The sequence below is a fragment of the Bacteroidales bacterium genome, assembly GCA_035299085.1.
Taxonomy (GTDB): Bacteria; Bacteroidota; Bacteroidia; order Bacteroidales; family UBA10428; genus UBA5072.
In genome coordinates, this window is sequence record DATGXG010000028.1 from 1 (window position 1) to 22714 (window position 22714).

Annotated in this window: 19 protein-coding genes; 15 read left to right on the forward strand and 4 right to left on the reverse strand. The window is 42.8% G+C overall.

Annotated features, from left to right (window positions below):
• Positions 1 to 369: 369 nt before the first annotated feature.
• Complete coding sequence (locus tag VK179_09255) at positions 370 to 801, forward strand: Hsp20/alpha crystallin family protein (protein ID HLO58915.1); 432 nt, start codon at positions 370 to 372, stop codon at positions 799 to 801.
• A 313-nt stretch (positions 802 to 1114) separates the two neighbouring features.
• Entirely contained in the window at positions 1115 to 2473 is a 1359-nt protein-coding gene (locus VK179_09260; protein ID HLO58916.1) for a putative oxidoreductase C-terminal domain-containing protein, read from the forward strand.
• Positions 2474 to 2560: 87 nt separating this feature from the next.
• On the opposite strand, the gene VK179_09265 is transcribed toward VK179_09260, so the two are convergent.
• On the reverse strand, positions 2561 to 4399 hold the full coding sequence (locus VK179_09265) for a hypothetical protein (GenBank protein HLO58917.1): 1839 nt from the start codon (positions 4397 to 4399) through the stop codon (positions 2561 to 2563).
• Between the two features lie 179 nt (positions 4400 to 4578).
• Here VK179_09265 and VK179_09270 point away from each other — a divergent pair, with 179 nt between their 5' ends.
• The 5 genes from VK179_09270 to VK179_09290 all read left to right on the forward strand — a co-directional run bounded on the left by VK179_09270 (position 4579) and on the right by VK179_09290 (position 9570).
• Positions 4579 to 5247 carry a porin family protein gene (locus VK179_09270; protein HLO58918.1) on the forward strand — a complete coding sequence of 223 codons (669 nt, stop codon included), beginning with the start codon at positions 4579 to 4581 and terminating at the stop codon, positions 5245 to 5247.
• Positions 5248 to 5405: 158 nt separating this feature from the next.
• A complete protein-coding gene (locus VK179_09275) occupies positions 5406 to 6863 on the forward strand; it encodes a serine hydrolase (GenBank protein ID HLO58919.1) in 1458 nt (485 codons plus the stop codon).
• Positions 6864 to 6994: 131 nt separating this feature from the next.
• A complete protein-coding gene (locus VK179_09280) occupies positions 6995 to 7447 on the forward strand; it encodes a nuclear transport factor 2 family protein (protein ID HLO58920.1) in 453 nt (150 codons plus the stop codon).
• Position 7448: 1 nt separating this feature from the next.
• Complete coding sequence (locus tag VK179_09285) at positions 7449 to 8531, forward strand: winged helix DNA-binding domain-containing protein (GenBank protein HLO58921.1); 1083 nt, start codon at positions 7449 to 7451, stop codon at positions 8529 to 8531.
• Positions 8532 to 8640: 109 nt separating this feature from the next.
• The gene (locus tag VK179_09290) at positions 8641 to 9570 is read left to right on the forward strand and encodes an alpha/beta hydrolase (GenBank protein HLO58922.1); all 930 of its coding nucleotides are present in this window, start codon (positions 8641 to 8643) and stop codon (positions 9568 to 9570) included.
• A gap of 40 nt (positions 9571 to 9610) precedes the next feature.
• On the opposite strand, the gene VK179_09295 is transcribed toward VK179_09290, so the two are convergent.
• Both VK179_09295 and VK179_09300 read right to left on the reverse strand, forming a co-directional pair.
• Complete coding sequence (locus VK179_09295) at positions 9611 to 11236, reverse strand: hypothetical protein (GenBank protein HLO58923.1); 1626 nt, start codon at positions 11234 to 11236, stop codon at positions 9611 to 9613.
• A gap of 5 nt (positions 11237 to 11241) precedes the next feature.
• The gene (locus VK179_09300) at positions 11242 to 12537 is read right to left on the reverse strand and encodes a Gfo/Idh/MocA family oxidoreductase (protein HLO58924.1); all 1296 of its coding nucleotides are present in this window, start codon (positions 12535 to 12537) and stop codon (positions 11242 to 11244) included.
• Between the two features lie 262 nt (positions 12538 to 12799).
• Between VK179_09300 and VK179_09305 the strand changes: the two genes are divergently transcribed.
• Positions 12800 to 13735, forward strand: coding sequence for an alpha/beta hydrolase (locus tag VK179_09305; protein HLO58925.1), 936 nt, complete (start codon positions 12800 to 12802; stop codon positions 13733 to 13735).
• Positions 13736 to 14405: 670 nt separating this feature from the next.
• Positions 14406 to 15578 carry an alpha/beta hydrolase-fold protein gene (locus VK179_09310; GenBank protein HLO58926.1) on the forward strand — a complete coding sequence of 391 codons (1173 nt, stop codon included), beginning with the start codon at positions 14406 to 14408 and terminating at the stop codon, positions 15576 to 15578.
• A 27-nt stretch (positions 15579 to 15605) separates the two neighbouring features.
• Here VK179_09310 and VK179_09315 read toward each other — a convergent pair whose 3' ends face one another.
• Positions 15606 to 17327 carry a DUF5060 domain-containing protein gene (locus VK179_09315; GenBank protein HLO58927.1) on the reverse strand — a complete coding sequence of 574 codons (1722 nt, stop codon included), beginning with the start codon at positions 17325 to 17327 and terminating at the stop codon, positions 15606 to 15608.
• A gap of 82 nt (positions 17328 to 17409) precedes the next feature.
• Here VK179_09315 and bla point away from each other — a divergent pair, with 82 nt between their 5' ends.
• From bla to VK179_09345, 6 genes are all read left to right on the forward strand, one after another.
• On the forward strand, positions 17410 to 18141 hold the full coding sequence (bla, locus tag VK179_09320) for a subclass B1 metallo-beta-lactamase (GenBank protein ID HLO58928.1): 732 nt from the start codon (positions 17410 to 17412) through the stop codon (positions 18139 to 18141).
• A gap of 370 nt (positions 18142 to 18511) precedes the next feature.
• Positions 18512 to 19051: a sulfur transferase domain-containing protein gene (locus tag VK179_09325; GenBank protein ID HLO58929.1), complete on the forward strand. Its 540-nt coding sequence runs from the start codon at positions 18512 to 18514 to the stop codon at positions 19049 to 19051.
• A gap of 13 nt (positions 19052 to 19064) precedes the next feature.
• Complete coding sequence (locus tag VK179_09330; GenBank protein ID HLO58930.1) at positions 19065 to 20003, forward strand: alpha/beta hydrolase; 939 nt, start codon at positions 19065 to 19067, stop codon at positions 20001 to 20003.
• A gap of 340 nt (positions 20004 to 20343) precedes the next feature.
• Positions 20344 to 21423 carry a hypothetical protein gene (locus VK179_09335; protein HLO58931.1) on the forward strand — a complete coding sequence of 360 codons (1080 nt, stop codon included), beginning with the start codon at positions 20344 to 20346 and terminating at the stop codon, positions 21421 to 21423.
• A gap of 89 nt (positions 21424 to 21512) precedes the next feature.
• A complete protein-coding gene (locus tag VK179_09340) occupies positions 21513 to 21968 on the forward strand; it encodes a YciI family protein (GenBank protein HLO58932.1) in 456 nt (151 codons plus the stop codon).
• Between the two features lie 9 nt (positions 21969 to 21977).
• Complete coding sequence (locus VK179_09345; GenBank protein ID HLO58933.1) at positions 21978 to 22514, forward strand: dihydrofolate reductase family protein; 537 nt, start codon at positions 21978 to 21980, stop codon at positions 22512 to 22514.
• The last annotated feature ends 200 nt before the right edge of the window (positions 22515 to 22714 follow it).

The window sequence follows — 22714 nt, forward strand, 5'->3', positions numbered from 1 at the left end:
CATCTCACAGCTTTGTTAATAAATGGCAAACTATAATCGATGCACCGTGGGTGGGCCGGGACAAAACGGGGAGCCGGCATGGCTGTGAATGCTGAAAAACCCGAATTTGTTATAAGAGAGCTTGCGTCCTCTTATTAGAAATTCGGGTTTTTCAGCAGAGCGCGCAGGGAGTCGTTTTGTCTGGTCTTTTCTTTGGTTCTTTCTTTGTGACAGGACAAAGAAAGAACATGACTTTCATGACAATATGTCTGTCATTTTTTCATAAATATATGTCATATTGTCTTATTTATCCTCTGGCATTTCTTTTGAAATATTGGTGAACTGAATACGAAAACCAATGTTAAACCAAAAGAATAGGAGGAATTGATTATGTTACCTTCATTAAAAACAAGAAATGCCTGGCCGAACCTGGTTGAAGAATTTTTCAACGGCGATTTATTCCCGAGGTTCTTTGATGCCGAAAACAGGCAAAGCCTGCCCGCAGTAAACATAATTGAGGGCAAGGATGATTACCGGATTGAAGTTGCAGCTCCCGGTCTGCGCAAGGAAGATTTCAGGATCAACCTCGACAACAATGTGCTGACTGTTTCATCAGAAAGGGAAGAAAAGAAAGAAAGCAATGAAGAAAAAGTAATGCGCAAAGAGTTCAATTATTACTCTTTCAGCCGTTCATTCACATTGCCCCAGACGGTGGATTCTGAAAAAATCCAGGCATCACACAAAGACGGCATCCTGCATATCATGATTCCCAAGAGGGATGAAGCAAAACAGAAACCGTCACGCGACATAAAGATATCCTGACGATATCTGATAATTTTCATAGCCAAAGTAGTTAATCCAATGTGGTAATTAATAACAGCGGCAAAGTAGGGACGTTAATGTAAGCCCGGCGGTATAAGGATCTTATACTACCAGCGTCTCTATACGACACCCTTCAGTGTTCAGCATTGGAGGGTGTTTCTTTTTAGCAGTTTAGGGGTTTAGGGGTTTAGAAGTTTAGAAGTTTGGATTTGGAGGATAATCTTCGATATTCTTAAATCGGTGTTCAGGGTTCGGTGTTTTTATAGTTCGATGTTTGTTTTATTGATATATTTCCTTTTTAATTAAACCGGAAATGAAATCCATTATTTGCTTCTCCAGCCTCCTCTTCTTTTTACTATGCTGCCAGTCCAAACAACCCGATACAGCTATGGTAAGACTTATAACCCTTGATCCCGGACACTTTCACGCCGCCTTGGTCCAGAAAACCATGTATGCAGGTATCGATTCCAATATATATGTTTATGCGCCCGGAGGACAGGATCTGCAGGAACATCTTGCCCGTATAGCCTCATATAATCAGCGTGCTGACAATCCCACCAGATGGAATGAAGTAGTTTACAGCGGTTCAGACTTTCTTGAGAAAATGCTCCTGGACAAGAAAGGAAATGTTGTGGTACTGGCAGGCAATAATCAAAAGAAAACCGAATATATCAAAGCTTCTGTTGATGCCGGTTTGAATGTGCTTGCCGATAAACCGATGGCGATCAATGCACTGGATTTTGAGATATTAAGGCAATCCTTTGCTGAAGCGGAAACCAAAAAATTGATTCTTTATGATATAATGACGGAAAGAAGCGAAATCACCACCATTCTTCAGCGTGAGCTTTCGATGAACAGTGCACTGTTCGGCATCCTTGAAAAGGGTACTCCTGAAAATCCAGCAGTCACTAAGGAAAGTGTGCATCACTTCTATAAATACGTTTCAGGTTCAGCATTAAAGCGACCCGCATGGTTTTTTGACACCGAGCAACAGGGCGAAGGGATTGTTGACGTTACCACGCATCTTGTGGATTTAATCCAATGGGAGTGCTTTCCCGAACAGTCAATTGATTTTCTGAAAGATATTCGGATCAATACCGCCAAAAGATGGCCTACTCCGATTATGCTATCCCAGTTCACCGAAGTCACCGGTTTGAAATCATATCCTGAATTCCTGCAAAAGGAAGTGCAGGACACCATGCTCAATGTGTATTCAAACGGTGAGATCAACTATGTAATCAAAGGAGTGCACGCGAAAGTTTCGGTAACCTGGAACTATAAGGCTCCTGAAGGAACAGGCGATACACATTATTCAATCATGCGCGGAACCAAAGCCAATTTAATAATTAGACAGGGAAAAGATCAGAATTACAAACCGATATTATATATTGAGCCGTTAATAAAAGATCCTGGATTTTCACCAGTAGTGGATTCGGCAATGATTGTCATTCAGAAGACTTATCCCGGAATTACCGCAGTAAATGAAGGATCAGTCTGGAAAGTAAACATACCCGATCAGTATAAAATAAGCCATGAAGATCATTTTGCCCAGGTGATGCAACGTTTCCTGGAATACCTGAAAAACGGCAACATGCCTGCCTGGGAAGTACCCAATATGTTGGCCAAATACTATACCACAACAAGGGCATTTGAAATGGCATCGCAAAAATAAGTTAACCGAGTTTTGCGACGCCCGGCAACATGATTACAATTATTTTGGGCCAGCGATGCCAGATTGATGTCCCTGGAATATAATTAATCAGTTGGTTAATCTGGCCAAACCGGTCAGCCATGCTGCACTATGTGGTATCCAGTCTTCATCGGTAAGCGAAAACGGACCATCATTTTCTTTTTTTGGCTCTGTATCGTAAACGAACTGTTTTCCTGTAGAAAAACCATTGCAGATCACACCCCTTGTCTGAAACCAGGTTCCGGCCCAGTAATTACCCACGCCACACATCATGCTTGCCGGAAGGGCAACTCCTTCGGGTATATCATCACTGAAGATTACGCAGGCTTTAAGATTTTCCTTTGTAACCCCTGAATTTAAACCCGCCAGCCACTGCAGGTTTCCATACGCTATATCTTTTAATTTGGGTTCTTTAAACAGTTTGGATAGTTCAAGTGCCAGGGCAGCTGTATAACCGTAAATGGCGTTGGTACCGTGAAAAGTTCCGCAGAACCATACAGGACCTTCAGATCCGAAAATGCCCTGCGGCACCAGGAAGAAAGGATTCTCTTCACAGGAAGGGATTAAGTAACCGTATGTGAATTTTTTCAGCGTTTCAGTCCATTTTGCGGCATCTTCATGATCAGGCCATAACGAAAGCATATCAACCAGGGGCATCAGGTAATTCGGGTATATGCCCCCGATATCGGCTCCGAACTGGTTGTTCACAATGCCATGTATCCACGACTTTTCACTGTGAGCCATGGTTGTGTACTCCAGGAAGTGGCCAAAAAAGCTGTTCTCCGGTTTTTCTTGCGGTATTTGCCTGGCCATTACCTGCCTGGCGAATTCGATTGCCCGGGATTTTGCAGGTTCATTTCCGGTTTTGAATTGCTCGATGGACGCCCAGCAAAGACTCACCAGGTCGCGGGTTTGCCATTCATTATCAGGGATTATTACATCCTCAGCCAGGCCCCGCTGGAAACGGCTTAAGCCCAGGTCGCCGAGAGGTTTTGCAGTAGTAGTTAGCCAGTTGTAAGCAGCCAGGGCGGTTTCCCTGTATTTCTTTATGCGGTCCCTGAATTCCCCCGGAAGCAAAACGGTCGCCCTGCTGAGGGCTATGACTGCCTTAACTGCGTCATTGGGCAGAACATCTTTTTCGTGCCCGTGCAGATCATGCGACATGGAACCTGGAGGAAAACCCAGTGCGTGTGCCTTATCCTGCAGCATGACCAGGTAATCGCACCCTACAGTAATTTGTTTATATAACCGGTCCTTAAAGGACTGATTGAATCGATCGCCTTGGAGGATCAGCAGTTCTTCGAGTGCAATAACCATGGCGCTCTGCGCCGGGCTTTCCACCCAAAGGGTACCGGCATCCTGCCAGCCTGCCCCCACTTTGGTAAAGTGCACACGCCGCTCCAGCATATCCAGGGCAGCCAGCTCAAATGTTTGATCCCATAGTATCCCGGAACCTACTTTCAATCCCTTTGCCTCGAAAACAATCTGTCCCTGGTCATGAATCTCGATATTCCACTCACCGGGTTCCTGCATAGGTGCAAATTCAGCTATCCACCAATGGCTCTTCCAGGTATCCCCATGGTAAACACAGGTGGTTTCAATTTTTTTTCCTTCTGAAACCGGTATTAATTTACATAACGCTTTATCCGAAAGGTTCTCCCTTTTTGGTAAACGAACGATAACCCGAACCGGCCATCCCGTATCATAACCGATTTGAGAGAACAGGAGTCCGGCCACACCATCAGCAGGCAAATAGTCCGCCCCATGAAATACAGGGAAAGGATCATCCGCATCTGTTCCGGTGGTTTTTCTGTTGCAGGAGGCAAGGGCAGATGAGCTTAATACACCCGCTGACACAAGTGCTGTGGATTTAACAAAATTTCTTCGGGAAAGACTGTTGTTTTTCATTGAAAAAAGATAACTGTATTGGATTGGTTAACATGGTCAACAGATCCAATATACTACTTTTTTAAATAGGAGGGGCTCCCGGTTTTGTTGCTAGCTTCCTTTAGCATGGTTCAGGTGGGTAAAAGAGTTGTAAATTTGAAAAAATAAAGTAAATTGGTAATTATAGAATGTAAACTCTCATGAAAAAAAGCATATTCATTATTTTATTACTGACCGTACCCTTCTTTTTATTTGCACAGAAACCAAACTATCTGGCCGGAATACAACTTTCGCCAACCCTTAATATGCTAAAGGGTAATTCCGTTACAAATGAATATGATGCAAAATTGGATTTTTCAGGAGGGTTTTCTTTCGAATACCCTGTCACGTCTAATTTTTATTTAAAAACTGCCCTGGGTTATGAAAGAAAAGGAGCCAAAACAACTATAGTTTTATTGGATGAATATTCAATGATTGTGGGACATCAGCATGTAAAATTCAATTTTAACTATCTTGTATTACCTGTTTTGGTTACTTTATATACTAATGGTAAAATTAAATTGTATGTAAATTCAGGGCCTTATTTTGGTTTTCTGCTTAACCAGAATATTTATTATTCTGCCGTGGGAGAGCATCCTGAATTCGAAGCTGATTACACTGATTATACCAGAAGAATAGATTGGGGTTTATCGGTAGGTTTTGGAATACAACTTCCTATAAAGAATAACATCTTATTCGAAACAGGATTAACCGGCGATTTCGGCCTCACAAATACCTCAAAGAGTGAATTGTTATATAGTGGTTCAATAAGACCAAACTCATTCGGGCTGCAATTTGGAATTAAATATAATTCATTCAAACTCAAATGAAATCAAAATCACAAATTATTGGAATCTGCCTCGTCATTATTTATTGATTCCGGTCTGATACCAATTCTAACGAAAGCATTGTCACTAAAAGTTTATGAGAGGCATAAGCAATTAAACCTGTATGTGAAATTTACAATCAAAATCGGCTTTTATAAAACATGAAAGAAAAGGTTATCTCTTTAGTCAATATCGGATTTGCAGTATTTTTTTCTATTAACTGCCATTCACAAGTACCCGTTTTAACCCCCGTAATCGAAAAGCGAATCCAACAGGTTGAAAACAACCTTCTGAGTTGGGTACAAACCCGTGATACCCTTAAATGGTCTCTTGAATCACGGATGCGACAATACAATGTCGCGGGGCTGAGCATTGCAGTGATCAATGATAATAAAATCGAATGGGCAAAAGGATACGGGTGGGCGGATATTGCAGAGAAACGTCCTGTGACAACCGAAACACTCTTCCAGGCTGCCTCAATCAGCAAATCACTGAATAGCCTTGGTGTACTGGCCCTGGTCCAGGATAAAAAACTCTCTCTTGACGCGGATATTAACGATTACCTGAAAACATGGAAATTTCCGTATGACACAAAATCGAATAATAAAAAAATTACAATTGCCAACCTGCTGAGTCATACTGCCGGGTTATCGGTTCACGGGTTTCCGGGGTATGCTGTAACGGATCAATTACCATCGCTGGTTGATATCCTTGACGGCAAGAAACCTTGTAATACCCAATCGGTTCGCAGTGTGTTCGAACCGGGATTAAGGTTCCAGTATTCAGGCGGGGGTATTGAAATTCTGCAGGCAGTTGTAACGGATGTTACCGGTGAACCTTACGATAAATATATGGCTGATCATGTACTTGTCCCTTTGAACATGAAAAACAGTTTTTATACTCAACCTCCCCCATTCATAAAAAAAGTAAACCTGGCAACAGGCTATCGCAATGATGGAAAAGAGATTGAAGGGAAATATCATGTATATCCTGAGCAGGCTGCGGCCGGGTTGTGGACCAATCCGATTGACCTGTGTAAATATATACTGGACACTCAAAATTCACTGCATGGAAAAAAAGGGAAGGTCCTGACTTCCGAAATGACAAAACTGAGACTAACACCTTATGATGGTATGCAGGCTGGTTTCGGAGTATTTATAGAAAAACACGGAAACGGCACCTACTTCACCCATTCAGGAGGCAATGAAGGATTCCGGTGCGTTTACATTGCCAGCATGGATGAAGGAAAAGGGCTGGTCGTTATGTTGAATTCGGATAACGGTAATATTCTGAATAAAATAATGAACAGTGTGGCTACCGTATATGACTGGAAAAACTTTTACAACCCGGTTACCAAAGAGGTAATCAGTTTAGCGGATTCAATAAAGAATACTTATACCGGGCGGTATGAGCTCCAGGGCATACCCGTGACCATTGCAGCGGAAGACGGTCAAATGATGCTCGATTACAGGAACATGAAAGTTCAAATGTTCTTTGTATCTCCTACCGAGTTTTTTATGACCGAACTTCAAGGCAATAACCGGTTCATCATAAACTCCGCCGGAAAGGTCACCGGGTTTTTCATCAACGGAAATACCCTGGTGAAAAAAGTTAAGTAAAAAGTCAAATATAACTATTTGACTACCATACCTCACAGACCCATAATTAACCTGGCCACTCTTCGCAGCCACCTGACCGAACACAACTCCAGATTTTCTGTTGGTAATATCATCAACAAAAAATCTGTGATATGAAACCTAATCATTTGATTGCCTTATTATTCTGTCTGATATGCACTGTAAGTCTTGCAACTGCACAGGACAACAGAGAATCAGAAATCAGAAGGCTGGAAAATCTTGAAAGAGAGTCTGTGCTGAAAAGTGATTCATCGAAACTTTTTGACCAACTCTGGTCGCCCGACATGGTAATAAACACCCCGGCCAATGTTGTAGGAACTGTTGAAGGCACAAAAGCATTACTACGGTCTGGTGCCCTGAATTATTTATCCTTTGAAAGAAACATAGAAAAAATCACTTTTAACAACAACATCGCCATTGTAATGGGCGAAGAAAAAGTTAGGCCTCAGGGTAAACAACTCCATGCAGGCAAACTGGTAACTCGGAGATTTACAAACATCTGGATGTATACCAATAATAATTGGAGTATAATTGCACGACAGGCGACAATTATTAAAATTGAATAGAATGACATCGAATGAAATTGCCGGATACCGGATGGTAAATCAACAACTGGCCGGTACACAAATACAATCTGCTCCGGAAATGGTAAAATGGTTCGGTGCCGTGCAGGGTCAGGAATACGAACAAACAAAATGGGGCCTCGGTTTACGCTTGCCCAACCTGAAAGAATCCCAAATTGAAAATGAACTTAATGACGGTAAAATACTGCGCACTCATTTGCTTAGGCCCACCTGGCATTTTGTCCACCCCGAGGACATCAGATGGCTTCTCAAAATTACTGCGCCCGGAATACAAAGAATTAATGCCTTTATGTACCGTCAAACGGAGTTAGACGAGAAAATTTTCAATCGCTGTAATGATATTCTGATTGCTTTGTTACAGGGTGGCAATCAACACACCCGTAATGAAATTAACGAAGAATTTAAAAAGCATAACATCATAGCAGCCGGACCCCGGTTGAGTTGTATAATGATGAATGCAGAACTGGAGGGGATCATTTGCAGTGGCGCAAGAAAGGGTAACCAGTTTACTTATGCCCTGATCGATGAAAGGATTAACCCTGCAAAACAATTAAATACTGAAGAAGCGTTGGCAGAAATAACAAGGAGATATTTCATGAGCAGGAGTCCTGCTTCAGCAACTGATTTTTCGATTTGGTCGGGATTAACAATGAAGGAATGCCGGAGAGGGATTGAAATGCAGGGAAAAAGCCTACAAAAAATAAATGGTGAAGGAGGATCGTATTTTGCATTCGATTTGAATTCACTGGCCAAACCGGCAGAAGAAATATTTCTTCTACCTACTTACGATGAATACATAATGGGCTACAAAAACAGGGATGCTATATTTTCTTTGGAGAATTCTCCCAAAGTACGTCCCGATTTAAAGTTCATCTCTATGATTATTTACATGGGACAGGTTATCGGAACATGGAAAAGAGTGTTAAAAATAAAGGAAGTAGATTTGCGTTATAGTTTTTTTAAACAATTGAATACTAAAAAGTTAATTGCATTAAAAAAAGCAATAATCCGGTTTGAAGAGTTTTATGGTATGAGAGTGGCAGTGACAGATTTCAAAGCAATTTAAACACAGTTTGCGGCTCTTAAATGTCGATAGTTATTTCTTTTGTATTTATAAAAAGTATATTTTACTTTTATAGAGCATTTGGATTAATTATTGATAAAAACCACACAATATGATTAATAAACTTATAAACCTGACTAAATCAGCCTTTGTGGCTTCGATGCTTTTATTTTCAATATCTGCCAAAGCGCAGGACGGAACGATATATCCGCTTGAAGCGCCTGAAGAGCCGAATGCAATTCCGCTGGGCACCGGCGGTGTTGAAAACCAGCCCGCACCTGAAACATGGTTTCGTCAATGGGGAGATCCGATGGCCCGGAACATCTCGAAAGCAACACTTACCCCTTTCCTGCCTGCCGCCGGCAAGGCAAACGGTGCAGCCGTGATTGTTGCACCCGGTGGTGGTTTCAGGTGGCTGTCGATGGGAAATGAAGGATGGGAAGTTGCACAAGCCCTCGCTGATAAAGGAATTGCAGCCTTTGTGCTCAAGTACAGGCTGCAACCGACACCTGAATCGCTTGATGATTTTAAGAAATCGATGGAGCGCACCTTCACTGCTGCAGCTGACACTTCTTCAGCAGCGCGGAGAAATGCGGCCCGCTGGGACCTGTCCGATCAACTCGAAGATGCCGAGGCAGCCTATACGCTGATTGTTAAAAGAGCCGCGGAATGGGGTGTTGATACATCACGCCTGGGTATGATCGGATTTTCGGCTGGCGCCGGCCTTACCATGTACTGCACATTGAACTCGAAGGCAATGGAACTCGATTTTATAGGTCCGATCTATGGCGGAATGGGTCCGGTGGAAGTGCCAAAGAACGCTCCTCCCATGTTCAATGTCATTGCCAGTGATGATTTTCTGTTTCGTGGTCAGTTTGGCGTGATCAAATCATGGTTCGATGCAGGACGTCCGGTGGAATTTCACCTCTACCAGAATGGCGGCCATGGATTCGGACTCGGAAATCCCGATCGCACAAGCAACCGCTGGTTTGATGCATTTGTGTATTGGCTGGAAGTGAACAAGTTTTTATCTGCCAAGTAGTCTGTCTTTTTTAAACAAAGTGGTTTCACAAAGTCACACACTAATCGTACGGTGAGTTTAAACTAATCACTACCTCATTACCCTTTTTATTGATTTGAAGGACTCCCCCGCCCTGTGGTAAAGGTGTCCATAAATATCCGGAGGTCGAATCCGATTCATTAACGACAAGGCCATTAACTGAAATATGATGTGGCTTATTTATAAGACGCAGCATTTCCGAAGAGGCCATGTCGAATGTCTTGTATTTTATTTCACCGGGTGAATAGATGATGAAAGAGATCACTGAAGTAGTGGCAAGCAACCTGTTTTTAAGGGCGGGAGCCAGATCGGGTCTTGCAGCCATTGCCCTGAGGTAGTGCCTTACATAATCGCCATAACCATCGGTAAGCCAGATATCATCGCGGATATACCGGTTACGGCCGTCATCAGCAACGGTATATGTGGCCCAGTTGAGCGTGCGGATGGCATTTTGGGTATAGGATGTATCTCCTGATAATTTCGCATACAGCAGTTCAACAGATGCCTGTCTTGATGAATGACTGTTTCCGGGCACACGGTAGACGGTTTGTTCGTTCATGACCACCACACCATATTTTTCGTATTCATGGTTTCCCAGTTCTTTATAAGTCCAGTCGATGATTCCTTTTACATCTGACTGCCACTGCGGAAACAACTGGCGGTGCTGCAGGATGAACATGGCAAAAGTAATTGCATTTGTTTGTGTATTGCTCCATCCGGGGATATCTTCAAAGAAGGGTCCCCATTTATTCGTTTTCAGCGGCCATGATTTCATCCAGTTCAGCAGCAGATTGAATGAATTCTCATAGTACACTTTTTTCGCGGGATCGAGCTTCATAAGCTCTTCATACATCATTATCGTGCCGGTCCAGTTGGCGGTATACAATGCCGGCTGTACCTTCTTCCCGCTTCCTCCATTATCCATGAGCGAACCGGTTTCACCTGTCCGCGCATTCACCCTGAATGGCAATGGTGAACGGAGGCTGTCGCCGGGGTTCATCTTTTTCATCAGGGTTTCGGCTATTCTTTTCGCTGCTTCCAGGTATTTCGAATCGCCGGTAACTTTATAAAGCGAAATCAGTTCGTAACCGAATGAGCCGGCTTTGTCCGGCTGGGTAATGAATTTCCCGTTCCGCATATCACCGTCATACACACCTGAATGGATTACCGTGTTATAAGGATAAGGGATCGACGGCCAGGCGTCGGTTTCCGATGAAAGTGACCTTGCCAGGTAAGTATCCGCAATATATTTCAAATTTTCCTTAACTGACGTATCCCCGGTATAGGCATACAAAAGGGCCCAGGATGAAAGTGCCATATTTACCTGGTCACCGCCCAGGCCCCTTGAATCGTGTTCAGGTTTCCACACCTGGTGATTCATGTAATATTTGAGGCCGTTTGAATCGGTTTCCATATTCTTCCAGAAGTTCCATACCAGCATCAGTACCGTATCGTATGAAGCGCCTTTGTCTGCAGAAAACCACGGAAGGATAGAACCATCGTCTTTATTGATCCTCACGGTATGGTACTGGATGGTATCACTAACGAGGATGGTATCATTGGCCAAACGGTTCAGTCCGGACTCGTTCCGGCATGAGGAAATGCATACCAACAATACCGGTATAACCATTGAAAATAAAAACTTCATGGTATTCAAAAATTGTTAAAGTTCCATTTCCCCCTGTATGGCCGTGTTCTCATCAGGTTGGCGTACTCATCTCCTGTGAATTCTTCCTTCTTCGGATCCCATTTAAGGGTTCGCTGAAGTTCGTAGCCTATATTTACAATGTTGCATAGCGAAGCTGTCCGGTGACCGGTTTCCACATCCGATACAGGTTTTGTACGGTTTTTAACAGCATTGATCCAGTCCTGGTAATGATTGTCGCTGAAATATACTCTCTTGTCAGTTGATTTCAGGTCGGCTTTCGCCAATGCCTTGTCAGGATATGTACGCAAAAATTCCCTGCTGACTTCTATCCTTCCGGTAGTTCCTACAAACTGAACAGCATTGTCCTCGCCCCAGTTTTTATGGTTCACAACAACGCCGTTTTCATATTTCATGGACAGGCCATATACTGCGGGCACATCGGGAGGGATGAATTCAACCGGACCTGATTCATCCATATCCATCGCCCACTGGGCAATATCAAACATATGGGCACCCCAGTCGGTAATCAGTCCACCGCCGAAATCACGATAACCTCTCCACCATGCCCAGTTATCATCACCGAACAAGGGAGCAAGTGTAGGATTCCATCCCCGGTATAAAGATGGCCCTACCCATTCATTCCAGTCGAGTTCACCAGGAGGAGTAAGTTCAGGCAGACTGCACTGTTTAACAGGTTCACCCACATTCACGTTGATCTCCTTGATTTCACCTATGTAGCCGTTACGCACCAGTTCCACGGCATGCCGGAAGTCGCGCCATGAGCGCTGCATATTACCTGTCTGAAATACCCTGTTGTATTTTCTTGTGGCATTCACCATAGCACGTCCTTCGGCAATGGTTAGCGCCATAGGCTTCTCACAGTAAATATCTTTTCCTGCTGCTGCTGCATCCACGGCCACCTGGGCGTGCCAGTGATCAGGTGTGGCGATTACAACAGCATCAATATCTTTCCGGGTAAGCAATTCACGGTAGTACTTGTATGCATCAACGGGTGCAGAGTAGTTCTTTCCCTTATTCCTTTTCTCAGCTTCGGATTTGAAAAAGGCCAGTTTTTTCTTATCCACATCGCAACAGGCTAATACAACAGTTTCCTTACATCCGTCGATATACTCGAGCAATCCGCCTGCCTGCTTGCCTGTTCCGATATACCCCAGTGAAATCCGGTCGCTCGCTGCTATAAACCCTTTTCCTCCCAGTACATCACGTGGTATAATAGTAAAAGCCAGCGCAGCAGAGGCTGTATTTCCAAGAAATTGGCGGCGGTTGATCGTATGTTTCATAAATAGAAGTTTAATGGATTGCTTTTCTAAATTAGGAAAATAATCACCAATACCTCTATCTAAAGTGGAGAATCTATCAGCATAAATTGTAATTTTAGGGATTCAGAGTTTTAAACGTTCAGAAGTTTAAAGGTTTTAAGGTTTAGATGTTTAAAAGAAAAGATCAGGGATTTAAAGTATGTAACCATAAAGACTAAATATTGCAAAATCTCTTAGGCCTTAAATTCCTTATAACTTAATTGCTATAACTAACAGACTAAATATGAAAACCATTTACCGCCTCACAACATTACCGCTATTTCTTTTTATCTGCTTTATTTCCTTTTCCCAGGAATATACCCTTCCGCTATATACCGGACCCATTCCCGATTCAAAACCAGGTACAGGAAAAGAACAGGTTGAAAAGAATGATATAACATTAATCAGAAATGTCCAGGTACCTGACATAGCCGTTTACCTTCCCACAAAAAAGTTTGCAACCGGACAGGCAGTTGTGATTTGCCCTGGTGGCGGATATTGGGTTCTGGCCTATGATTATGAAGGTTCGGATATTGCGCGATACCTGAATACTATTGGTGTTGCAGCCATTGTTCTGAAATACCGTCTGCCGACATATGGCAATACGGTTATACCTCACAAGGCGCCTTTGATGGACGCACAAAGAGCCATGAGGATTGTGCGTTTCAATGCAAAAAAATGGAATATTGACCCTTCTAAAATAGGGATCATGGGCTTTTCAGCCGGAGGACACCTTGCTTCCACGCTGGGTACCCACTTCGATTACGGGAATACTGCCGCAACTGACAGCATTGAAAAGATGAGTTGCAGACCCGATTTTATGATCCTGATGTACCCGGTAATTACATTTACTGACAGCGCAATGCACACGGGTTCACGCGATGCGTTACTTCAGAAGGACGCGACTCCTGAACTGGCCCGGTATTATTCAAATGAACTGCAGGTTAAAAAAGATACACCACCGGCATTTTTTGTCCATGCAAACGATGATTCCGGTGTTCCGGTTGAAAATACGCTGATGATGTACAAAGCTCTCAGGGCAAATCATATTCCTGCCGAACTGCATATCCTCTCAGAGGGCGAGCACGGATTCGGACTCGCCACTAACAATGAACATGTGTCTTCCTGGACTGAAAGTCTGAGGCTGTGGCTCAAATGGCTGAATGATAGAAAGCCTTGATCCAAGCGTCAATGCGAGTAACCAATCCTATTTTTAAGATCACCAAATGAAATGACAACAGGTAGATAATCTGTAAATTATATTATTGGGGCTATCCGCCCCAAGCCCTGAGTCACTTTTTTTCTGCAGCAAAAAAAAGTGACCAAAAAATGCCGCCGCTGCTGAAAAAATCGCTAAAAATTAATTCACTGTGCTAAAAGAAAAGAACTCGCCCGCAGGTATCGGGCTCAAACATCTTTTCTTTCTTAACGCTTCGTGAATTAATTTTCTTAACGCGTTTTTTCAGAGGCGGGGCTTCACGGTCCATTAGCGTTTTACTTAATGGTAGCCAAACGGATAGCTAATCAGGTAGTACTATTTTTCAATGGAGTCAAACTGAAGGCAAGCCTTCAGCCATTCGTGTAATTAGTTTAATATTTTGATTTCGTCTTTAATTAGTACATTCGTGGTTATAAAATTGGATATCTGTGGTTTAATAGGAGCGTATATTAATTCACAATTATAGCACGATTCAATGTCGACGAAGCAATCTGCCCGCACAGGCAATCCTTCCTTCCAGTGCGGGCAGATTGCTTCGTCGACATATACCCTTATTCTGAAGACATACCTGCCTTAAAAATTTCATCCTATTTCATACCTTGATACTACTTTTACTTAAAAACTATCAATGATGAAAAGAACATTACTATTGGCTGCATTACTGATAATTGGCATATCCCTTTTTGCACAGGGCGGCCCGCCTAAGATTGTTTCTCCTGAAATGCAAGGTGACTCAATCACATTCCGTTTTCGTGCTCCCAAAGCCATTAAGGTGGAATTGAACGGCGATTTTCTGCCAACAAAACCCACAAAAACAAATTTCGGGACATTTAATATGCCCGTTCCTGTGGAAATGAAGGAAGGAAATGAAGGAGTCTGGGAATATTCTGTTCATAACGTGGCGCCTGATTTTTATACGTATTCATTCACAGTAGACGGAATCCGCATGCTCGATCCGAACAACCTCCGGGTTGTCCGTGACGGACAGAACATGTCAAGCCTTATCATAGTTCCCGGTGAAAAAAGCAACCTGTACCTTGAAGCCAAAGAAAAGAAAGGAACCCTTTCGAAGGTATGGTATCCGTCCCCGGCTTTTGGTGCCAACAGAAGGATGTATGTTTACACTCCCTATGGATATGAAACATCCGGTAAGAAATACCCTGTTTTCTACCTGCAGCATGGTGGCGGCGGAGATGAAGATGCATGGACAACGCTCGGACGGGCATGCCAGATCCTTGATAACCTGATTGCCCAGGGAAAAGCTGTGCCCATGATTGTGGTGATGCCCAATGCAAGTCCCAACCAGTTTGCAGCTCCCGATGTGATGGATCCGATACCCGGCCCCTCACTTTTCCAGCAGGACCGTACATCTGATGCATTTCATTCAGGCGGTCCTTATGTAAAAAGCCTGGTTGAAGACATAATTCCTTATGTTGAATCGCATTACCGCGTAGTAAAAAGTAAAGATGCCAGGGCATTGGCCGGACTTTCGATGGGTGGAATATACACCCTTTATGCCACAGCACGCTATCCCGATTTGTTCGGATACATAGGTGTGCTGAGTATGGGTTTCACGCCTGACCGCGACCCGGTAAAAGAATTGACCCCGGTTAAAAATGCCGGTTACAAACTGTATTTTGTGGGATGCGGTGAATCGGATTTTGCGTATGATAATACAAAACGATTATTAAAAGGACTTGATGACCTGGGAATGAAGTATACCAACTTTGATAAAGTAGGTGGTCATACCTGGGACACCTGGAGAGTATGCCTTAAGGAATTAGCACCTATGCTGTTCAGATAAGTCAATAGAACTCCGGGGTTGCATTAATTACTTTGATTCCCAGTATATCACCATTCCGGACCGGGGTGGAATGGTGATATCGTCCAATTTAACCATATTGCCGTTGATTGCCATAGCGGAAAGATTAAATTCACCGCTTTCGCACCGGTAAATTCGAATATTCTTATTTGAAACCGGTAGGTTGCTGCATGTAAATTCCACATTTTCAGCATCAGGAGAGGTATTGTAACAATAAACAAAGTGCATGTCATTGCATGACAGGCCATACGTTTGCAGATCTTTGCTACCTCCTGAAACTTCAAACGACTTAAAATCATCACCACAGCAACTTAGAAGCGTATCTGAAAATGTTCTCACATTTTTGAAATATTCCATCATTCCCCTGTTTTCGAAAAACTCCCACCACCAGCTCATGGGCAGAACCGGCGTGGGTGAAAACATACCAAGCCACAATCCCCTTCTGAAATCATCATCCATGTTATCGGCAAAATCATTGAAATTTTTACTCCAGTCCCATTCATAACCGAACTCCCCTATGATGTAGGGCTTCCTGAATTCCCCGGAGTATTGTCGAAGAGTTGCAGGAATAGCATCCGTATTCTTATAAATATGCTTTTGATTCACATCCAGGTATGGCAGGTCATTCATTCCTTTCACATCCCTGTGTGAAATACTGGTTGTGACAATGTGACCATACGGGTCAATTTCATGCAGGTATGTGCTCATTTCATTATGCCAGGCGGTAATGACCGAATCCGGGATTCTGTCTTCCGGTTTTCCCTGGTACATCACATTATCAATTTCATTGAAAAATTCCCAGGCACCGATCGAAGGACTATAACCAAACCGGGCAACCATAAACCGGAGTTTGTTTTTATACTGTGCTTTTGCAGCCGGAAGCGTGAAAAACTCAAGCGGAGTTTTAGCATAGCCTCCGTTTTTAACATTGTAATTATTCATTTCCCAGGCATCACTGCCAAAACCGGCATGACTTTCAAGGGCAAGCATCATGTAAATACCCAGGGAATCACAAAGCTGTGTCAGCCTGTCCATCCGTTTAATCGCACTCTCATTATAGGGCGAAACCGAATTTGTGTACCTCCTGTTGTTCTTAACAGCTTTCCAGTCCACAGGCAAATTCCAGTAAATCATCCAGGTGCGGAAGAAGTTTCCGCCGTTTGCCGCCAGCTTTTTAAGCATGAAATCGTAGTTATAACGCGGATTCTCATGCAGGTTTTCGAAAAATTTTGAATCATCGCTGTCACGTGATTCCCAGCCAATGTTTTCACCTATACCCCTGAAGAGTTTTCCGTTATCAAACTTAAAGGTCCAGTAATTATTTACATGTAAAAATCCGTTTTTATCAGAAGGAGCCACAGTGAATTCCTTTGGTTCAGTTTTGCCGCCGGAAACAGTTCCTTTTAAAAGTTCAAAGCGGAATCGATAATTCCCTTTTTCTGCCGGAGCAAAGCGGGCCTTCCAAACCGAAGTTTCACCGCTTTCAACCGACTCATAATAACACGGAAGCGTTAATGATTTTCCCGACGGAGTGGAGATCAGCATATTAAGTGCTACATCCGACTGATCATATGGGTTATTCCATGATGCCTCAAGATGAATCGTCCATTCACACATACTATATTGCGAAGCGGATTTACCGGAAGGTATCACCTTACGAATTTGGGCCGGGGAACTGAAGAATATTCCAATTCCCATTGTAAACAGCAGAATCAGTCGGGTATGTTTCATAATGACTTATTTTATAACAAATGTAATAATAACACCAGCTATATTTAAATTTGAATACTTTCTGACAACTAATATAATTACAATGAAGAGACAGCTGATTTGCCTGGTAACAGTGCTATTCCTGGTTCAAACACAGGCACAGGATTATCAGAAAATTAAAATTTCAACCGACATTGAATTGATTAAAATTTCAGAAAACGCTTATGTGCATGTTACATTTGGAAGCTTACAGGGTTATGGAAGGTTCGGTTCGAACGGATTAATTTACGTGGATAAGGGAAAAGCATTTCTTTTTGACACACCCATTACAGATTCCCTGACGAGGGAGTTGGTCACCTGGCTCAGGGATTCATTGCAAATCAATATCGTCGGCTTTGTTCCGAATCACTGGCACAACGACTGCACAGGAGGACTGGGTTATTTGAAAAGCATAGGTGTTGAAACCTGGGCAAATCAACGAACAATCGACATTGCGAAGTCGAAAGGATTGCCGGTGCCGGAACATGGGTTCACCGATTCACTGACACTAAAATTGAATGACAGAACAATTAAATGCTATTATTTTGGACCTGCGCATTCAAGAGATAACATTGTAGTATGGTTACCGGAGGAAAAAATACTATTTCCCGGTTGCATGGTGAAGGAGATGAATTCGCAAAACCTGGGAAATACAGCAGATGGCGATTTAAACGAGTATGCCGGTACAATTCATAAAGTGATTAATAAATTCCCAACGGCACGCATAGTAATTCCGGGACACGGACAGATCGGAGGTATGGAATTACTTAGGCATACAAAGGAATTGGCGGAATAGGTCTGTTAGTCTGTTAGCAAAACTTCTTAAATCGTAAATCAGTGTTCGGTGTTCGGTGTTTTTGTTAGCATTTAAGTAATAAGGTATTTAGGCCTAAGAGATTGTCGTTTTATACTTTTTAAATCATAAATCAGTGTTGAGAGTTCGGTGTAAAGTATGTGGGACCAAAGCGTCAATAGGACTAGTAGGACCCACCGGTAGTATCCAGTATCCAGTATCCAGTATCCGCTATTCATCATCCAGTATTCAGTCGATCTTCTTAAATCGGCGTTCGTTATGTTATTATATCACTTTACCCCGGCCTGAAGGCCGGGGCTACTGAAGGCATTCTTTTTTTAATTACTTTTATTCGGTATAAACACTTCAAACCATGAAATCAATAATAGCTTGTCTGCTCGTTTTAAACTTCGTTTCTACTTTCGCCCAGGTTACAGCTGTTAAACCGGATTCCGTTCAAACCATTGAAGGATTTAAAAATTTATACAGGTACCAGAATTTCTATATTGCCGGTCAGCCAAGTTATGAAGAACTGCAATGGTTGAAAGACAAGGGTGTAACCACGATAATAAATCTCAGAAGTGCTAAGGAAAATCAGGATTTTACGTCGGCTTCCTTCAATGAAGAAATCGTTGCCGGTCAGATGGGATTGAAATATTATTCGGTACCGGTAGATGGAATCAAAGAACATACTCCGGCAAAGCTGAAAGAATTGTCAGGCCTTTTATCCGATCAGCCGGTATTAATACATTGTGCAAGCGGAGGAAGGGCTACCAATTTCTTCATGGCGTACCTTGTAAAAAACAAAGGATATTCAATTGATAAGGCAGTAGAAATAGGTAAGAAGCTGAATTTTTCCTTCCCCCTTGAAAATTTGCTGGATACGAAGATTACAATGGAAGAAGAGCGTTAACAGTCAGAAGAGAATGAGGATTATTTTATCTGTGATCTGCATTTTTATCGCTGACTTCATAACCGCTCAGAAAGCAGTTTGGCAGCCACCTGCAGGACATGAGCAGATTGCCATCTGGCCGCGGAAAATACCCGATCTGCAACCGGTTGACGGGCCTGAATATATGCACCCGGGTGATAAGACAATTGCAAATATTCCTTACTTTTTAGTGGAGCAGGTCTCATCTCCTACAATAACCATTTATTCACCCAACATGAAAAACACCGGGACTGCAATAATTGTCTTCCCCGGTGGCGGATATAAAAGGCTTGCCATTGACCTGGAAGGTTCCGAAATATGTGAATGGCTGGCTTCGATTGGAATAACCGGAATTCTTTTAAAATACAGGGTGCCTTATTCCGGGCCCTATTATGATCCGGGGTGTAATTGTCAGAAAGATGCAATAGCGCCTATGGCATTGGAAGATGCACAGAGGGCACTGGGATTGGTACGTTATCATGCATCCGAATGGAATATTAACCCTCATAAAATAGGAGTGATCGGCTTTTCAGCAGGAGGACACCTTGTAGCGGATCTCAGTACGCATTATAACAAAAGACTATACCCGGTAATTGATTCAGCCGATTATACAAGTTGCAGGCCTGATTTTGGACTTGTTATTTACCCCGGCCATATGCTCGAAAAGACAACAAAGGAATTTCAGCTAAATCCCACCATACCGGTTACAAAAGATACACCCCCGATGTTCCTGTTGCAGGCCGTGGATGATCCGGTTGACACGGTTCAGAATTCCCTCGTATATTTTATTGCTCTGAAGAAAGCGGGAGTTCCCGTGGAATATCATTTATATCCTAAAGGGGGGCATGCCTTCGGTCTGAGAAAAACCGACATGCCGGTAACGGATTGGCCAAACCTGGCAGAAAAATGGTTGAAATCAATCGGGATTTATTAGTCTGCAGGTCTGTTGGTCTGCTGGTCTTCTGGTCCAATGGCCGATGTATATTTGATGACGTTGGTGTCAGGCTCTGCCATATCCAGCATCAAGAATATCTTCAAACCTCAAACCTCAAACTTCAAACATTTTTACTATCTTTCGTAAACACTGCCAGTCAAATAACTGCAGGCGGAAAGATAAACAGGTAGAGGAAATCGGTTGGACTGTCAGAAAAGTTACTTAAACAGGTAACACTATTTTAAATGTACTGCCATGACAATTAAAGGAAGTTATATTCGCCAGTTGCCGGTATGTAAGGGGAGAGGATTATATGGTTATTAAGGAATAAGCAATGTTCATGACACAACGTACTATTTTGATTTCAGCCCTGGTGGCCTTTACCATTGCTTCTGCTATTTCAGGACAGGATATTGATCCTTCCAACAGGTACCGCGATGCCTATAAACAATACCTGCAGTCCACCTGCCCGTTGCAGCAGGATTCTATCAAACACTTTGTTTATTTTTCCGCCGACAGGGAATTAATACATGATCATCCCTTTCTTGAAATCACAAGGTTTTCAGGGGCCCAAATTATGTATTCCTGGAAGAGACTTGAACCCGAAAGAGGTAAATATGATTTTTCAATTATCCGGGAAGATTACAATTATCTTTTGTCACATGGCAAAAAACTATTCATACAGCTTCAGGATGTAACATTTGATACCATGTATCGGGCAGTTCCGGATTACCTGTTGACTGAGGAATTTGACGGAGGTTGTGTTAAGTCGTATAATGACGACAGTGTGGCTGATGGCTGGGTGGCTAAGAGATGGAATGTTCAGGTCCGTGAGCGGTTCGCAATGCTCCTGCAAGCATTGGGAAAAGAATTTGACGGCAACATCGAAGGTATCAATTTGCAGGAAAGTGCTGTCGGGGTGCGCGAAGATACCGATACATCTTTTACACCGCAACGTTATTTCGAATGCTTAAAATTGAATATGCTTGCGTTAAAAAAAGCGTTCCCGAAATCGACCACCATGCAGTACGCCAATTTTATGCCCGGTGAATGGCTGCCCTGGGAAGACAAGGGATATTTACGATCGATTTATAAATACGGGCAGGAAATAGGTGTTGGACTGGGCGCACCAGATTTGATGGTGCAACGAAAAAGCCAGCTCAACCATACTATAGCCATGATGCATGAAGGCCATTTCACTGTACCCCTGGGAATTGCCATACAGGACGGGAATTATTCAGGCACAACAGGAGCCGATTCGGATTATAATGACAGGATGGAAAAGGACAAAAGCGGCCATAAGAATATCGTACCCTTAATGCATGCCTTTGCAAAAGATTTCATTCATGTAAAATACATGTTTTGGGTTTGCCAGGAACCATTTTTCAGTGATGATGTCATTCCGTGCTTAATGGAATAGTTTGTTTGAAATCGTCTGATATTGTTTGTTCTGAACCCAATCAGGACGTTTGTTGTTTACCTTGTATTCAAACCATTACAACCACCTGTATGAAAAAACTTTTCAGCACTCTCAGCATGCTGATTCTATCATTACATTTTTTATCAGCACAGAATCCCGAATTTGATTCGATACTTGCCAAAAAGTTGGGAGCGGATGAAATCGGAATGAAAATGTACGTGCTTGTTATCCTGAAAACCGGATCAGCACAAATAACGGATACTGCAATCCGCGCCGAGCTTTTCAGGGGCCATTTTGCCAATATCAATAAACTGGCCGCTGAAGGAAAAATGCTGACTGCCGGTCCTTTGGAAGAAAATGAGCAGCAATACAGGGGAATATTTCTTTTTAATGTCGGGGATATTAATGAAGCCAAAGAGCTGTTGAAAGGTGATCCTACCGTGGTGAATCATATTTTTGAACCGCTGTTTTTTGAACTGTACGGATCCGCGGCACTACAAGAGATTCCCGGAATTCATAGAAAAATACAGAAAACAGTATTTTAAGTTATCCAAATGGAACGGAAAGTTATACTTTATATCGCCTGCAGCCTCGATGGATTTATTGCAGCGCCGGGCGATAATCTTGATTTTCTTTCAATGGTTGAAAAACCAGGTGAAGACTACGGGTATGCTGAATTCATGAAAGGCATCGATACAGCCATTATGGGCAAACGGACGTATGACTGGGTGAAACAACATGCCCCTGAATATGTGCATGAAATCACCACGTATGTTTTTACAAGAACTCAAATGCGCGTGGAAGGAAATGTTATCTTTTACAACGGAGACCTTGCTGAACTTGCTGTCAAACTTAAATCAGAAAAAGGCAAAGATATTTTTTGTGAAGGCGGTGCCGTAGTTGCCAATATGCTGCTGAAACAAAACCTGATTGATGAATTCGTGATTGCCTGTATTCCGGTTATCCTTGGCAGTGGGGTCAGGTTGTTCGGAGATGACGGTCATTTACAAAATCTTGAATTGTGTTGGGTAAAACAATTCGATACCGGTTTGGTGCAAGTGAAGTATAGGAGAAAGATATTGGATACTTGATACTGGATGATACTGGATACAAAGACTGTTATTGCGAGTAACCACCCTTATTTATTAAGATCACCCAATGATATGACGATCAGTCGTTAATATCTGGATTTATTCTATCGGGGCTATCCGCCCCGAACCCTGAGTCACTTTTTTTCTGCAGCAAAAAAAAGTGACCAAAAAATGCCGCCGCTGCTGAAAAAATCGCTAAA

Coding starts and splice junctions, on each gene's coding strand:
- VK179_09255 (HLO58915.1), top strand. CDS start 370: ATGTTACCTTCATTAAAAACAAGAAATGCCTGGCCGAACCTGGTTGAA.
- VK179_09260 (HLO58916.1), top strand. CDS start 1,115: ATGAAATCCATTATTTGCTTCTCCAGCCTCCTCTTCTTTTTACTATGC.
- VK179_09265 (HLO58917.1), bottom strand. CDS start 4,399: ATGAAAAACAACAGTCTTTCCCGAAGAAATTTTGTTAAATCCACAGCA.
- VK179_09270 (HLO58918.1), top strand. CDS start 4,579: ATGAAAAAAAGCATATTCATTATTTTATTACTGACCGTACCCTTCTTT.
- VK179_09275 (HLO58919.1), top strand. CDS start 5,406: ATGAAAGAAAAGGTTATCTCTTTAGTCAATATCGGATTTGCAGTATTT.
- VK179_09280 (HLO58920.1), top strand. CDS start 6,995: ATGAAACCTAATCATTTGATTGCCTTATTATTCTGTCTGATATGCACT.
- VK179_09285 (HLO58921.1), top strand. CDS start 7,449: ATGACATCGAATGAAATTGCCGGATACCGGATGGTAAATCAACAACTG.
- VK179_09290 (HLO58922.1), top strand. CDS start 8,641: ATGATTAATAAACTTATAAACCTGACTAAATCAGCCTTTGTGGCTTCG.
- VK179_09295 (HLO58923.1), bottom strand. CDS start 11,236: ATGAAGTTTTTATTTTCAATGGTTATACCGGTATTGTTGGTATGCATT.
- VK179_09300 (HLO58924.1), bottom strand. CDS start 12,537: ATGAAACATACGATCAACCGCCGCCAATTTCTTGGAAATACAGCCTCT.
- VK179_09305 (HLO58925.1), top strand. CDS start 12,800: ATGAAAACCATTTACCGCCTCACAACATTACCGCTATTTCTTTTTATC.
- VK179_09310 (HLO58926.1), top strand. CDS start 14,406: ATGAAAAGAACATTACTATTGGCTGCATTACTGATAATTGGCATATCC.
- VK179_09315 (HLO58927.1), bottom strand. CDS start 17,327: ATGAAACATACCCGACTGATTCTGCTGTTTACAATGGGAATTGGAATA.
- bla (HLO58928.1), top strand. CDS start 17,410: ATGAAGAGACAGCTGATTTGCCTGGTAACAGTGCTATTCCTGGTTCAA.
- VK179_09325 (HLO58929.1), top strand. CDS start 18,512: ATGAAATCAATAATAGCTTGTCTGCTCGTTTTAAACTTCGTTTCTACT.
- VK179_09330 (HLO58930.1), top strand. CDS start 19,065: ATGAGGATTATTTTATCTGTGATCTGCATTTTTATCGCTGACTTCATA.
- VK179_09335 (HLO58931.1), top strand. CDS start 20,344: ATGACACAACGTACTATTTTGATTTCAGCCCTGGTGGCCTTTACCATT.
- VK179_09340 (HLO58932.1), top strand. CDS start 21,513: ATGAAAAAACTTTTCAGCACTCTCAGCATGCTGATTCTATCATTACAT.
- VK179_09345 (HLO58933.1), top strand. CDS start 21,978: ATGGAACGGAAAGTTATACTTTATATCGCCTGCAGCCTCGATGGATTT.